This window comes from Streptomyces sp. NPDC002125 (genome assembly GCF_053593715.1).
This window is the reverse complement of record NZ_JBSFDD010000005.1, coordinates 47,694-61,227: the sequence shown is the minus strand read 5'-3', so window position 1 is coordinate 61,227 and position 13,534 is coordinate 47,694. Positions and strand designations below refer to the sequence as shown.

The window sequence follows — 13,534 nt, the reverse complement described above, 5'->3', positions numbered from 1 at the left end:
CAGTAAGGGCCCCGCCATGCCGTCCGCTTACGGTGGGACCGGTCAGACAGCGGAGGAAAAGCCTTGGTGACAGCAGCCCGACCGTCCGACGAGGGGCGTCCCTCGCTGCGCGACCGTGCGTACGAGACCCTGCGGCGACGCATCATCGAGGTCGAACTCCAGCCGGGCGAACGGCTCGTGGAGCGTGATCTCGCCGCGGAGCTGGAGGTCTCGCGCATCCCGCTGCGCGAGGCGCTGCGCCTTCTGGCGGCCGACGGGCTGGTGCTGCTGGTACCGCACCGGGGCGCGCTGGTCGCGCCGTTCACACCGGGCGATGTGCGCGACCTCTTCGACGTACGCGAATCTCTGGAGTCCCTCGCGGCCCGTCTGGCGGCGGAGCGGGCGGACGACGACGGGCTGGCGCGCCTGGCGGAGGGGCTCGCCACCGCCCGGGCCGCGACCCGGGCGCACGACCGCGCGGCGATCGCCGCCGCCAACGCGGCCTTCCACACCGGCATCGTGGAGCTCGCCTCCAACGCGCTGCTCAGCGGTGTGATGCGCCCCCTGGAGGCGCGTATGCACTGGCTGTTCCGGCTGACCGCGCTGCGGGACCCGGCCCAGCAGTGCGCGGAGCACGAGCAGATGTACGAGGCCATCGCGGCCCGCGACGCGGACCGCGCGGCGCGCCTGGCGCACGAACACGTCGCGGACGGACGCGCCACCAGCCTCGACCTCGCGGCGCAGTGGTCCCGCCCGGACATCGACCCCGAGGCGATCGCGGCACGCCGGCGGCGCGGTCGGGGCGACGCGGGGAAGCAGGCCGGGCCGGCGGCGTGATCCGCCGCCGGCCCGGCCGGTCGATCCGTTCCTTGAACCCGCGGGTCAGGACCCCGCGCGCAGCACCGCCGCCACGACGGGTCCGGCGGCGTCGCCGCCGTGACCGCCGGACTGGACGACCGCCGCTGCGGCGAGGTCGTTGCTGAAGCCGGTGAACCAGCTGTTGGACGTGCCCTGTCCGTCGACCTCGGCCGAGCCGGTCTTGGCGCCCTTGTCGCCGCCGACCGAGGCCATGGCCTCCTGGCCGGTGCCCCAGGCCGCGGTGGCCCGCATCACGGAGTTCAGCTGGTTGGTGACGTTCGGCGAGAGCGAGCGGGACGCGGTGGCGAGCTGTCGGCCGTCCAGGGACTGCGGGACGATGACCGGCTGACGGAATGTCCCGGTGCGGGCGGTGGCCGTGATGGACGCGACGTTGAGGGCGTTCATCTGGACGGTGCCCTGGCCTATGTACTGGGCCGCGGCCTCGCCGCCGCTCTCCGCGGGCACGCTTCCGTCGAAGGAGACGACACCGGTCTTCCAGTCGAGGCCGATCCCGAAGACGTCACGGGCCTCCTTGGACAGCGCCGCGTCGTCGTGCGTGTCGTCGATCAGCTTGATGAAGGCGGTGTTGCACGAGCGGGCGAAGCTGGTGGTGAAGCTGCTGGAGTCAGGAAGACCGAAGTTGTCCAGGTTGTGGAACGAACGCCCCTGGTACATGACGTCCTTGGGGCACTCCGTCGGGCCGTTCGCCGTGACGAGGCCCTTCTCCAGCAGCATCGCCGCCGTCATGATCTTCAGCGTGGATCCGGGCGCCTGCTTCCCCTGCATCGCCGCGTTGAAGCCGGTCGCCGGGTTGTTGGCCACCGCGCGGATCGCGCCCGTGGACGGCTTCACCGCGACCACCGAGGCCCCGCTGAACTGCTTGACCGCCTTCTCGGCCGCCGCCTGGGCGTCCGCGTCGAGCGTGGTCTGCAGCTTGCCGGGCTTCCCCTTCGCGAGCGTCAGCAGCGTGGTATTCGGAAGCTGCGCGTCCGAGGCCTCGATCCAGGTCTCCACGCCCGGTGAACCGCCCGCCTTGTCACCGTACTTCTCGCGCAGACTGTCCAGGACCGGCCCGAGCGACGGGTACGTCTCCTTGTCGAGCACCTTGCCGTTGTGGTCGACGGCCTCGACCGCCGCGGTCTCCGACTCACCGGTCCGCAGCGTGGCGCCCTCGGTCAGCTGCGGATGGATCACCGTGGGCTGCCAGTCGACGAGGGCCTTGCCGGTGGTCAGCCCGCGCACGACGCTCAGTTCGGAGGAGTACGACCAGGGCTTCGTCCTCCCCTCGTAGGACACCGTCGCCTTCACCGTGTACGGCACCTTCGTGCCGACGGCGACGCCCGGAGTGATCACCGCCTCGGTGACGTGGGCGTCCTCGGCGTACCCCGTCAGCAGCGGCTCCGCCACGCTCTCGTTGTTGGTGAGGAGCGCGGCGGCCGACGCGTCGCCCGAGGCCCACGCCTTGAGGAAGTCCCCGGCGGTGTCCTTGATCTCGTCCTTGCCGAGCGGGCCCGTCCGCACCTCCGAGGACGCGGAGGCGGTCTCCGTCCCCCCGGCGTCCCCGCCCCCCAGCACCACGTCGTACACGCCGTAGCCGAGTCCCCCGGCCACCAGTACGAACACTCCGCCGACTATGGCGACCTTCGCCCCACTGCGCATCTGTGCAGTCCCCCTCCCCGGTGCCTCTCCTTGAACACGTTCAAGGGGAGCCTTCCTTCGGCACCTTACGGGACGGGAGTGACCCCGGAGGGGTTGTTACCGGACCGCGACGCGCCCCGTGAGGGCCCTGACCTGGATCCGGAGGCGTGGCGTCCAGGGCCTGGCGGCCGGCGTTCGTCATGACCATTGCCCACGGTGTCGAGGCTCGCTATGTTAATTCAGAATCACATAACTCAGCAGGATCCGAAACGTGGTGGTAGCCCAACTCGCAAGCCAGAAAAGGCCCATAGTGCCGTCTGGTCCAGCTCGGAAGTGGGTAAGTAAATGACCAATCTCAACAGGCGAAGCGTTCTGTCGCTCGGTGTCGCACTCGGCCTCGTGGGTGTGGCCGACCCCGCCAAGGCCTGGGCGTGGGCGTCGGCGGACTCGGTGGCGGGCGCGGGTGCGGGGCTCGATCCGGAGTACATCTGGGACAGCGCGACGGACCCTCTGATGGCTTCGCTGCTCAAGAACGGCCAAGTGCCCGCCGTCAACACCGAGATGGCGAGCTGGGTGAACAACGGCGACGCGCTGCCCAGCGGCCTCCCGGCCGAACTCGCCGCGCACCTGCGGACGGTCAACAAGCTGCCCTCGTGGGCCGACCAGACCAAGCTGACCCGCGCCGCCGACTTCAACCGGCGCAAGGACACGTACCTGTTCATGCTGTACGGCCTCGGCAGCGGGATCATGAGCACCGTGATCCCGAGGGAGGCCAGGAGCGTCTACTGGTCCTTCGGCGGCGCCGACATGAAGGACCGCGCGGCCAAGACGTTCACCTTCGGCTACGACCTCTCGCAGCTGGACGCCTTCAAGCCGTCGGGGCAGTTCATCGTCACCGCCAACAAGACGCGACTGGTGCACGGCGCGGTGCGGACCCTGCTGCCGCAGTCGCCGCACTGGAAGTCGGGCGCCGACCAGACCATCCCGATCAGCGTCGCCGACATCCTGGTCACCTTCCACAGCCTGGGCACCTTCGTGCACAAGAAGCTGGTCGACTGGCGGATCCCGATGTCGGCCGCGGACGAGGAGGCGTTCCTGCACTCGTGGCAGGTCGCCATCTACCTCCTCGGTGTGCCGGAGGAGTACATCCCGAAGACCTGGGCCGCAGCCGAGGCGCAGTCCGCGCAGGTGCTCACCCCGATCCTCGCCCCGACGCCCGAGGGCCTCGACCTGGCCGAGGTGCTGCTCGGCCTGACCGCGGAGATCGATCTCGGCGTCACGCGCGGGTTCCTCAACGAGTTCGTGCGCTACGTCCTCAGCAACGAGGTCGGCGACTGGCTGAAACTCCCGCGCGACTACGCGGCGGCGGCCCTGGTCCGCACCGCGTGGCCGGCCTTCATCCTGTTCCGTGAGGGGCTGTCGCCCGTCATGCCGGGCACCTTCTACATGTTCGACCAGTTCGTGCGCGCCCTCGCCATGCTCTTCCTCAACAAGGGCTCCTCCTCCACCACCACCCCGATCACGATCCCGACCGGGAACAGGCCCGGCTGACCCGCCGGACGGCCCCCGGGCGCCCGCCCCCGGCAGCCGTGCCGAGGAGCGGACACCCGGGGGCACCCGGGCCCATGGCGCCCGGGTGCCCGTGTCCGTGGGGCGCCGGTGCCCGTTCAGAGCCCCAGGGCGCCCACGACCAGGGTGGTGACGGCCTCGCGGTTCCTCCGGCCGTCCCGCCACCGCAGCCCCCGTCCCGCCTCGACCGCCACGCCGAAGCCCGCGTGCACCAGCGCCCGGGCCTGGCGCGGGTCCAGCTCCGGACGGGCCAGCCGCAACTGCTGTTCCCAAACGGCGATGTGCTCCCGCTGCGCGAGGACCAAGGGCCGCCGCAGATCGGCGGGCAGGCCCGCGAGTTCGGCCTCGGCGACGCTGTTGAGCTCGGTGTACTCGAAGCTGTACGCCACATATGTCGCCGCCAGCGCGACGACGGCGTCATGCGGTCCGGTCACCTCGCGGAGACTCTGCTCCACTCCCTGGGCCAGCAGCCTCGCCGCCTGGAGGCACGCCGTCGCCAGGATGTCGACCTTGCCCGAGTAGTGGCGGTAGAGCGCCGAGGGGGCCAGCCCCACCGCCTCCGCGATCTGCCCGTTCGTGACGCTGGCGAACCCGTCCCGGGCGAACAGCGGGACGGCCGCCGCGAGGATCTCCGCGCGCCGTGTGCGCGGCACCGGCAGGGCGGGCAGTTCGACGGGCCGCGCGCCCTGCCTCCGGCCCCCCGCGGGATCGGTCGCCGCGACGCGCAGCGCGGACGCCGACAGCAGTTCCTCGGCCCGGCGCTGGGCGATCGACGTGTGGTGCATCGTGATCGACCCGATGGCGCCGAGGGCCGCCAGGGCCCGCAGCCGCCCGGCGGGCAGCGGATGCGCGCGCCGCACCGCATCCTCGACGCGCCGGACGATGTGGCCGAATTTCGCCGTGAGCTGCCGGCGGTCCTGGCGGTTCAGGTAGCGGGCCTCCCACCGGTACACACCGCCCGACGCGCGATGGGCGACGGTGACCCGGGTGAGGGCCGTGACCACATCGGCCAGGGGCGCCCCGGAGGGCACCTCGTCGAGCGCGGTGACGAGCCGCTCCGCCGTGACGTCGGCGCACTCGGCGAACAGCGCGTACTTGTTCGGGAAGTGCCGGTAGAGGGCCGCCGCGGTGATGCCCACACCGGCCGCGATCATCTCCATGGACGCCGCATGGTAGCCGTGCTCGCTGAAGACCCGGCCGGCGGCCTCGACGATGAGCTGCCTGCGGTTGCGGGGCCGGGTGGCCGCGACCGGATCGGTCACGGCCGAGCGGTCGGACGCGGGGACGGGGCCATGCCAGGAGTCAATCACACGCGGGCGCGAAGGCCTTGGGCTCCCCAAGGGCTGTGGGGGAGCCCGCAGCCTCCGCTTCCCGCTACACCCAGGTGTCCAGCCACATCCGGTCGCGCCAGGAGTCCTCGGGGATGGAGGTGCCCGTGTAGATCGGCCAGAAATAGACGAAGTTCCAGACGATCAGCAGCACCAGCACGCCCGCCGCGATCGCTCCCAGAGTGCGTCTGCGCTCGCCCGTGGGATCGGCCTTGTCCATCCCCAGGCCGTGCCTGGTGCCCGTGCCCGCCGCCGGGCCCAGCAGGGCGCCGATCATCATCGTGACCGCCAGACAGAGGAACGGGACGAACACGACCGCGTAGAAGAGGAAGATCGTCCGCTCCTGGTAGAAGAACCAGGGCACCCAGCCCGCCGCCACACCGCACGCGATCGCGCCCGCCCGCCAGTCGCGGCGGAAGAACCAGCGCCACAGCACGTACAGCAGCGCCACGCACGCCGCCCACCACAGGAGCGGGGTGCCCAGCGCCAGGACCTCGCGGGCGCACTTGCCGGTCGCGGACGTGGCGCAGCCCGTCTTCTCCTCGTAGAAGTACGAGACGGGGCGGCCCAGGACGATCCAGCTCCAGGGGTTGGACTGGTAGGTGTGGCCGGAGGTCAGGCCGACATGGAACTCGTAGACCTGGTTCTCGTAGTGCCACAGGCTGCGCAGCCAGTCCGGCAGCCAGGTCCAGCTGCCGCCCTTGCCCTCGGTGGCGGCCCAGTTGCGGTAGTAGCCCTTGTCCGTGACGATCCAGCCGGTCCAGGAGACGACGTACGTCGCGATCGCGACCGGCACCGTGGAGACGAACGCGGGCAGCAGGTCCCGCAGGACCACCGCCCTGTACGGCTGTACGGCGCCCGCCGTGCGACGCGCGCCGACGTCCCAGAGCACCGCCATCACGCCGAACGCGGCCAGGATGTAGAGGCCGTTCCACTTCGTGGCGAAGGCCAGGCCGAGCATCAGACCGGCCGCGATCCGCCAGGGGCGCCAGCCGAGGCGGAGCGTTTCGGCGATCCGGGCGTCGGGGCGCAGGATGCCCTCCTCGTCCACGGGCAGCGCCCCGGCCAGCTTGCGGCGCGCCCAGTCGCGGTCGATGAGGAGGCAGCCGAAGGAGGCGAGCACGAAGAACATCAGCACCAGGTCGAGCAGCGCGGTGCGGCTCATCACGAAGTGCAGCCCGTCCACGGCCAGCAGGGTGCCCGCCAGGCAGCCCAGGAACGTCGAGCGGAACAGCCGCCGGCCGATCCTGCACAGCATCAGGACCGAGACGGTGCCGAGCAGCGCCACCATGAAGCGCCAGCCGAACGGGGTGAACCCGAAGAGCTGCTCGCCGAGCCCGATGATCCACTTGCCGACCGGTGGATGGACGACGTAACCCGGGTCCACGGGGATGTCCACCGAGGAGGGGTCGTTGAGGATCTTCTTGTCGATGTCCTTGGGCCAGGAGCCCTCGTACCCCTGGTTGACCAGGGCCCACGCGTCCTTGGCGTAGTACGTCTCGTCGAATATCACCGCCTTCGGGCTGCCCAGGTTCCAGAACCGCAGTACCCCGGCGACCGCGGCCACCAGCAGCGGTCCCCCCCAGGCGGCCCAGCGCACCAGGTGCCCGGCGAGGACCGGTGGCACGGCGAGCACGCTCCAGAACTGGCGGCCCGGCCGGGTGTAGGGCGGGATCAGGCGCTCGCGCAGCCCCGCCTCCGGCCTGGGGGAATGGCCGAAGCGGCGCAGCCGCTGCTGCCAGGAATGCGGCTGTTCGCCGGTGTGATCCCCGGCGTCGTTGCCCTGCTGGGCCTCGGGCGCAGTACTCGTCACCGCGCCATCGTAGGGAACGCATCTGTGCGAGTGGTGCCGTCCGTGCTGGGAGGATGGCCGATGTGACTGGAACGACTGGAACGCTCGTACTCGCAGGGACCCCCATCGGCGACGTGGCGGACGCCCCGCCACGGCTCGCCGCCGAGCTGGAGACGGCCGACGTCGTGGCCGCCGAGGACACCAGGCGGCTGCGCCGGCTCACCCAGGCGCTGGGCATCCACACGACGGGGCGTGTCGTCTCCTACTTCGAGGGCAACGAGTCCGCGCGCACGCCGGAGCTGGTCGAGGCGCTGGCCGGCGGGGCGCGGGTCCTGCTCGTCACCGACGCGGGCATGCCGTCCGTCTCCGACCCCGGCTACCGGCTCGTCGCCGCAGCCGTGGAGCGGGACATCAAGGTCACCGCCGTACCGGGGCCGTCCGCCGTGCTGACCGCGCTGGCCCTGTCCGCGCTGCCCGTGGACCGCTTCTGCTTCGAGGGCTTCCTGCCGCGCAAGGCGGGCGAGCGCCTCGGCAAGCTCCGCGAGGTCGCCGACGAACGCCGCACGATGGTCTTCTTCGAGGCGCCGCACCGGCTGGACGACACCCTCGCCGCGATGGCCGAGGTGTTCGGCGCGGACCGCAGGGCCGCCGTCTGCCGGGAGCTGACCAAGACGTACGAGGAAGTGAAGCGCGGTCCGCTGGGCGAGCTGGCGGTCTGGGCGGCCGAGGGCGTGCGCGGCGAGATCACCGTCGTGGTCGAGGGCGCGACGGACACCGGGAACGAAGGACTGGACGCCGCCGAGCTGGTACGCAGGGTGCAGGTGCGCGAGGAGGCGGGGGAGCGGCGCAAGGAGGCCATCGCCGCGGTCGCCGCCGAGGCGGGGCTGCCCAAACGCGAGGTGTTCGATGCGGTGGTGGCGGCAAAGAACGCTGCTCGGACCGGCCAGGATCAGGGCAAAGGACTAGCCTGAAATGTAAAGCGCGAGCCGCGTACCGGGCCCTTGGCCCACGGATCGGCCAAAACCGTTCCAACTCTCGGCAGCCCCTGGTGCGCCGCGACCGGGTGGAGGCGTCCACTTGAGGGTGGAACGCACCATCCGGAGTGCTTGTCCGGAGTGCTTGTCCATCGGACAAGAGGAGCAGGCATGAGTGAGATCGCAGCAGCCACCGTCCACGAGGCGTACGCCTTCGCCTGCATGAGGTGCGGGTACGGCTGGGAACAGTCCTACGAGATAGAGCACCACGTCGACGGCTCAGGCCACGCCTTCGTGGTCTACAAGGCGGACGGGGAGCGCGTGCCCTCGCCGCTCTCCACCCCGACCTGCACGAACTGCGGCGGCCATGTGGTCCGGATCATGCGGGCCGGCCGGGTCTCCACCGTCCAGCAGCTGCTCCAGCACCAGAAGGCCGTGCGTCCGGAGGCGGAGGCCGCGAAGGAGAAGGTCGCGGCGACCGCCGTTCCCGCCCCCGCCCCGCGCCACTGGCAGCTGTCCGATCTGCTCCACCCCTTCCAGCGCCGGTGAGAGCGGCCCACCGGCCGTGAGAGGAGGCCCGTGCCCTCGTAGAGTCGGGGCATGAGCCGTACCGACGCCCCGCCGCTCCCCGAACCCCTCCGGGTTCCGGTCGCCGATTCACACACCCATCTGGACATGCAGGACGGAACCGTCGAGGAGGGCCTGGCCAGGGCCGCGGCGGTCAATGTCACCGCCGTCGTCCAGGTGGGCTGCGACGTGAAGGGCTCGCGCTGGGCCGCCGAGACCGCCGCCGCGCACCCCTCCGTCCACGCCGCCGTCGCCCTGCACCCCAACGAGGCGCCCCGCATCGTGCACGGCGACCCCGAGGGCACGGCCCGCCAGGGGGCGCGCGAGCCCGGCGGGAAGGCGGCACTCGACGAGGCGCTCGCCGAGATCGACGCCCTGGCAGCCCTGGACCACGTCCGCGCGGTCGGCGAGACCGGCCTCGACTTCTTCCGTACGGGCCCCGAGGGCATCGCCGCCCAGGAGGAGTCCTTCCGGGCCCATATCGAGATCGCCAAGCGGCACGGCAAGGCCCTGGTCATCCACGACCGGGAGGCCCACGCGGACGTGCTCCGGATCCTCGCCGAGGCGGGCGCGCCGGAGCGGACCGTCTTCCACTGCTACTCCGGGGACGCCGGGATGGCCCGGATCTGCGCGGCGGCCGGCTACTTCATGTCCTTCGCGGGCAACGTCACCTTCAAGAACGCCCAGCCGCTGCGCGACGCGCTCGCCGTCGCCCCGGCCGAGCTGGTGCTCGTCGAGACGGACGCGCCCTTCCTCACCCCCGCCCCCTACCGCGGACGGCCCAACGCCCCCTACCTCATCCCGGTCACGCTGCGTGCGATGGCCGAGGTGCGGGGCACCGACGAGGACACCCTCGCGGCGGCCGTCTACGACAACACCGCGCGGGCGTTCGACTTCTGAGCTCCGCCGCCCAGCCCGGTCGACACGTGGGGTAATCGTACGACTATGGGCGGTGACGGGACCTCGGCTATCGTGCCCGCGCAACGGGGTCGGCAGCCGGAGTCTCTGGAGCGTCGTGGGCCATTCGCAGGGCAGTCACCGTGCACCACGCGGCGGCCGGCGTACGGGGCAGGCCCCGGCGCGGGTCCCGGCCCCGGCACCGCCGCGCTCCCTGCACGAGGAGCGGACGATCGTCGCCGGACTGTGGCCCGGCCGCATGCCGGTCCACGACCCCACCGTGCTGGACACCCCGCTGGTGCCCCGGCAGCCTGCCGTACGCGGGCAGCCCGGGGGCCACCGGGCTGCCCGGCGCCACCGGAGCCGCCCCGACGGGCTGCGTCGGCTCGTGCCCCGGGCCCTGGTCCTCGCCGTGCTGGCCGGCGGCACCGCCGCCTTCCTCGCCCAGGACAAGGCCGTCAGCGTCAGCGTGGACGGCACCTCCCGCACCCTGCACACCTTCGCCGACGACGTCGGGGAGCTCCTCGACGCGGAGGGCGTCAGGCTCGGCAGCCGCGACCTCGTCGCCCCCGCCCCGGGCACCGGCCTCGACGACGGCGACGAGGTCGTGGTCCTGCGGGAGGCGCACGGCTCCCTGCCCCTGCCGCTGCCGGGCGGCGGACTCCCGGCCCCGTGGCGGCCGTAGGCTTGACGGGTGAGCACCACAGAGCCCGACGCCCTCCTGGGCCCCGCAGACATCCGCGAGCTGGCCGCAGCGCTGGGCGTACGCCCCACCAAGCAGCGCGGCCAGAACTTCGTCATCGACGCCAACACGGTCCGCAGGATCGTACGGACCGCCGAGGTGCGGCCCGACGACGTGGTGGTCGAGGTCGGGCCCGGCCTGGGCTCACTGACCCTGGCCCTGCTGGAGGCGGCCGACCGCGTCGTCGCCGTGGAGATCGACGACGTGCTCGCGGGCGCCCTGCCCGCCACCGTCGCCGCCCGGCTGCCCGGGCGCGCGGACCGCTTCGCCCTGGTCCACTCCGACGCGATGCTGGTCACGGAGCTGCCCGGCCCGCCGCCCACCGCGCTGGTCGCCAACCTCCCGTACAACGTCGCGGTGCCGGTGCTGCTCACCATGCTGGAGCGCTTTCCCACCATCGAGCGGACGCTCGTGATGGTGCAGGCGGAGGTCGCCGACCGGCTGGCCGCCCGGCCCGGCAACAAGGTCTACGGCGTCCCGTCGGTCAAGGCCAACTGGTACGCCGACGTCAAGCGCGCCGGGTCCATCGGCCGCACGGTCTTCTGGCCCGCGCCCAACGTCGACTCGGGTCTGGTGTCCCTGGTCCGGCGAACCGAGCCGATCCGCACCACCGCGAGCAGGACCGAGGTCTTCGCCGTCGTGGACGCCGCCTTCGCCCAGCGCCGCAAGACGCTGCGCGCGGCCCTGTCGGGCTGGGCGGGCTCGGCACCCGCCGCCGAGGCGGCCCTCGTCGCGGCGGGGATCTCGCCGCAGGCACGCGGCGAGGCACTGACCGTCGAGGAGTTCGCCGCCATCGCCGAGAACAAGCCGGAGCCCTCCGCATGACCCACAGCGTCACCGTCCGCGTACCCGCCAAGGTCAACGCCCAGCTCGCCGTAGGAGCCCCGCGCCCCGACGGCTTCCACGACCTGGCCAACGTCTTCCTCGCCGTCGGCCTGTACGACGAGGTCACCGTCACCCCCGCCGACGAGCTGCGCGTCACCTGCTCGGGGCCGGACGCCGCCCAGGTCCCGCTGGACACCACGAACCTCGCGGCCCGCGCCGCGATCGCGCTGGCCGCCCGGCACGGCATCGCCCCCGACGTGCACATCCACATCGCCAAGGACATCCCCGTCGCGGGCGGCATGGCGGGCGGCAGCGCCGACGGTGCCGCCGCCCTGCTGGCCTGCGACGCCCTGTGGTCCACCGGTGCCTCCCGGGACGAACTCCTCGCGATCTGCGCCGAGCTGGGCAGCGACGTGCCGTTCAGCCTCGTCGGCGGGGCCGCGCTCGGCGTCGGCCGGGGCGAGCGGCTTACCCCCCTGGAGGTCGGCGGCACCTTCCACTGGGTCTTCGCCGTCGCCGACGGCGGGCTCTCCACCCCCGCGGTCTACGGCGAGTTCGACCGGCTCACCGCGGGGACGGACGTCCCCGAACCCGCCCCGTCGGCCGCTCTCCTGGCCGCCCTGCGCTCCGGCGACACCGCCGCGCTCGCGGACGCCCTCGGCAACGACCTCCAGCCGGCCGCGCTCTCCCTGCGCCCCTCGCTCGCCGACACCCTCGCGGCGGGCACCGCGGCGGGTGCCCTGGCCGCCCTGGTCTCCGGCTCCGGGCCGACCACGGCGTTCCTGGTGTCGGACGAGGAGTCGGCGCACAAGGTGGCCGACGCGCTGCTGGCGTCGGGCACCTGCCGGGAGGCGCGGACCGCGGTGTCGCCCGCTCCCGGGGCCACCGTCGTCTGACAGCCGGTAGACCGCCGCTCGACACCGGTACGCCGTTCCGCAGCCGGTACGCCGTCGTCCGACTGCCGGTACTCAGACGGGAATTGAGTACGGTCGCGCTGCCGCCCCCGGGGGCCCCGGCGCGACCGTGGTCGCATGGGATCACACGTTCGGGAACTGGCCGAGGCCACACCCGCCACCCGCGACCGCTACATCGATCTGCTGCGCGTAGGCTCGCTCGGCACGGTCGTCCTCGGCCACTGGCTGATGGCCGCCGTCACCGGTGACGGGGTCGGCAACCTCCTCGCCGTCGTGCCGGAGCTGCAACTGCTGACCTGGGGCCTCCAGATCATGCCGGTGTTCTTCTTCGTCGGCGGCTTCTCCCACGCGCTGTCCTACCGCTCCCTGCTCCGCAGGCGGCCGGAGGGCTCCACGGACTCCGTCTACCCGTCGTTCCTGCGGGCCCGGCTGCAACGGCTCCTGCGGCCGACCATGGTGTTCGTCCTCGTGTGGGGCGCCGCCGCGCTCCTTGTCCAACTCCTGGGCGGTGGCGGCGGACTGACCGGAGTGACGCTGCGGCTGGTGACCCAGCCCCTCTGGTTCATCGGGATCTATCTGGCGATGGTCGCCTTCACCCCGGCCCTGCTGAAGTTCCACGACCGCTACGGCTGGGGCGCGTTCGCCGCGCTCGCGGGAGCCGCCGCTGCGGTCGACCTCCTGCGCTTCGCCGCGGGCGTCCCCCACGTCGAGTTCCTCAACTTCGCCTTCGTCTGGCTCGCGGTGCACCAGCTCGGATTCCTGCGCGCCGACGGCCGCATCCGCAGGCCCGCGCTCCTCGCCGGTGCCGGGCTCGCCGCCGCCGTCACGCTGGTGGCCCTCGGCCCCTATCCGCTGTCCATGGTCGGCATGCCCGGCGAGAGGATCAGCAACATGGCTCCGCCCACGCTCGCCCTCCTCGGCCACGGCCTCTGGCTCGTCGGGGCGGTCGAGCTGCTGCGCGCCCCCGGTGCGCGGCTGGTCGCCCGGCCCCGCGTCTGGCGCGCCGTCGTGGCCGCCAACGGCGTCGCGATGACCGCCTTCCTCTGGCACCTCACCGCGATGCTCGGCGTCTACGGAGCGATGCTCGGCCTCGGCCTCCCGCTCCCCGAGCCGGCCACCGCCACCTGGTGGGCACAGGTCCCCCTGCGGATCGTGGCCGCCGCCGCGCTCACCGCCGCCCTGGTCGCCGCCTTCCGTACGTTCGAGCGGCCCGTCCGCGTCGCCCCCGGCCGGGCGGCGATCGGCGCGGGTGCCGTCTCGGCGATCGGCGTGACCCTCGCCCTGCTCGGCGTGCTGGGCCTGTCGATGGTCGGATACGCGGGACTCCTGGAAGGGCACACCGCGCTGCTGATCGCCTTCCACATCAGCGCCCCGGCGGCCGTGGCGATGGCCCTGGGCGGCTGGCTGCTCGTCGAACGCGCCGGGCGGTGAACGGCGGGGTGGTGTTTGCG

At 72.6% G+C, this 13,534-nt stretch carries 12 protein-coding genes; 9 read left to right on the top strand and 3 right to left on the bottom strand.

The features are described 5' to 3' along the window. Nucleotides 1-66 precede the first annotated feature (66 nt). On the top strand, nucleotides 67-816 hold the full coding sequence (locus tag ACWCQM_RS10520; RefSeq protein ID WP_450914899.1) for a GntR family transcriptional regulator: 750 nt from the start codon (nucleotides 67-69) through the stop codon (nucleotides 814-816). Between the two features lie 45 nt (nucleotides 817-861). Here ACWCQM_RS10520 and ACWCQM_RS10515 read toward each other — a convergent pair whose 3' ends face one another. Continuing rightward, entirely contained in the window at nucleotides 862-2,496 is a 1,635-nt protein-coding gene (locus tag ACWCQM_RS10515; RefSeq protein ID WP_450914898.1) for a penicillin-binding transpeptidase domain-containing protein, read from the bottom strand. Nucleotides 2,497-2,820: 324 nt separating this feature from the next. Between ACWCQM_RS10515 and ACWCQM_RS10510 the strand changes: the two genes are divergently transcribed. Further along, complete coding sequence (locus tag ACWCQM_RS10510; RefSeq protein WP_450914897.1) at nucleotides 2,821-4,026, top strand: oxygenase MpaB family protein; 1,206 nt, start codon at nucleotides 2,821-2,823, stop codon at nucleotides 4,024-4,026. A 116-nt stretch (nucleotides 4,027-4,142) separates the two neighbouring features. Here ACWCQM_RS10510 and ACWCQM_RS10505 read toward each other — a convergent pair whose 3' ends face one another. Beyond that, nucleotides 4,143-5,306: a TetR/AcrR family transcriptional regulator gene (locus ACWCQM_RS10505; protein ID WP_450914896.1), complete on the bottom strand. Its 1,164-nt coding sequence runs from the start codon at nucleotides 5,304-5,306 to the stop codon at nucleotides 4,143-4,145. Between the two features lie 112 nt (nucleotides 5,307-5,418). Beyond that, on the bottom strand, nucleotides 5,419-7,185 hold the full coding sequence (locus ACWCQM_RS10500; protein ID WP_450914895.1) for a dolichyl-phosphate-mannose--protein mannosyltransferase: 1,767 nt from the start codon (nucleotides 7,183-7,185) through the stop codon (nucleotides 5,419-5,421). A 53-nt stretch (nucleotides 7,186-7,238) separates the two neighbouring features. Here ACWCQM_RS10500 and rsmI point away from each other — a divergent pair, with 53 nt between their 5' ends. The 7 genes from rsmI (at nucleotide 7,239) to ACWCQM_RS10465 (ending at nucleotide 13,514) form a co-directional block, all read left to right on the top strand. Continuing rightward, a complete protein-coding gene (gene rsmI / locus ACWCQM_RS10495) occupies nucleotides 7,239-8,135 on the top strand; it encodes a 16S rRNA (cytidine(1402)-2'-O)-methyltransferase (RefSeq protein WP_450914894.1) in 897 nt (298 codons plus the stop codon). A 174-nt stretch (nucleotides 8,136-8,309) separates the two neighbouring features. Then, nucleotides 8,310-8,687, top strand: a complete 378-nt coding sequence (locus ACWCQM_RS10490) for a hypothetical protein (protein WP_450914893.1) — start codon at nucleotides 8,310-8,312, stop codon at nucleotides 8,685-8,687. A 51-nt stretch (nucleotides 8,688-8,738) separates the two neighbouring features. Further along, nucleotides 8,739-9,605: a TatD family hydrolase gene (locus ACWCQM_RS10485; RefSeq protein ID WP_450914892.1), complete on the top strand. Its 867-nt coding sequence runs from the start codon at nucleotides 8,739-8,741 to the stop codon at nucleotides 9,603-9,605. 115 nt (nucleotides 9,606-9,720) lie between these two features. Beyond that, the gene (locus ACWCQM_RS10480) at nucleotides 9,721-10,287 is read left to right on the top strand and encodes a ubiquitin-like domain-containing protein (protein WP_450914891.1); all 567 of its coding nucleotides are present in this window, start codon (nucleotides 9,721-9,723) and stop codon (nucleotides 10,285-10,287) included. A gap of 9 nt (nucleotides 10,288-10,296) precedes the next feature. Beyond that, nucleotides 10,297-11,169 carry a 16S rRNA (adenine(1518)-N(6)/adenine(1519)-N(6))-dimethyltransferase RsmA gene (gene rsmA / locus ACWCQM_RS10475; protein ID WP_450914890.1) on the top strand — a complete coding sequence of 291 codons (873 nt, stop codon included), beginning with the start codon at nucleotides 10,297-10,299 and terminating at the stop codon, nucleotides 11,167-11,169. Further along, entirely contained in the window at nucleotides 11,166-12,065 is a 900-nt protein-coding gene (locus tag ACWCQM_RS10470) for a 4-(cytidine 5'-diphospho)-2-C-methyl-D-erythritol kinase (protein WP_450914889.1), read from the top strand. The genes rsmA and ACWCQM_RS10470 overlap by 4 nt, the downstream gene beginning before the upstream one ends. Nucleotides 12,066-12,200: 135 nt before the next feature. Beyond that, nucleotides 12,201-13,514: an acyltransferase family protein gene (locus ACWCQM_RS10465; protein WP_450914888.1), complete on the top strand. Its 1,314-nt coding sequence runs from the start codon at nucleotides 12,201-12,203 to the stop codon at nucleotides 13,512-13,514. Nucleotides 13,515-13,534 lie beyond the last annotated feature (20 nt).

Bases quoted from the DNA above. Each gene is read 5' to 3' on its own strand.
- ACWCQM_RS10515 (WP_450914898.1), bottom strand. From the start codon at position 2,496: ATGCGCAGTGGGGCGAAGGTCGCCATAGTCGGCGGAGTGTTCGTACTG.
- ACWCQM_RS10510 (WP_450914897.1), top strand. From the start codon at position 2,821: ATGACCAATCTCAACAGGCGAAGCGTTCTGTCGCTCGGTGTCGCACTC.
- rsmI (WP_450914894.1), top strand. From the start codon at position 7,239: ATGGCCGATGTGACTGGAACGACTGGAACGCTCGTACTCGCAGGGACC.
- ACWCQM_RS10490 (WP_450914893.1), top strand. From the start codon at position 8,310: ATGAGTGAGATCGCAGCAGCCACCGTCCACGAGGCGTACGCCTTCGCC.
- ACWCQM_RS10485 (WP_450914892.1), top strand. From the start codon at position 8,739: ATGAGCCGTACCGACGCCCCGCCGCTCCCCGAACCCCTCCGGGTTCCG.
- ACWCQM_RS10470 (WP_450914889.1), top strand. From the start codon at position 11,166: ATGACCCACAGCGTCACCGTCCGCGTACCCGCCAAGGTCAACGCCCAG.
- ACWCQM_RS10465 (WP_450914888.1), top strand. From the start codon at position 12,201: ATGGGATCACACGTTCGGGAACTGGCCGAGGCCACACCCGCCACCCGC.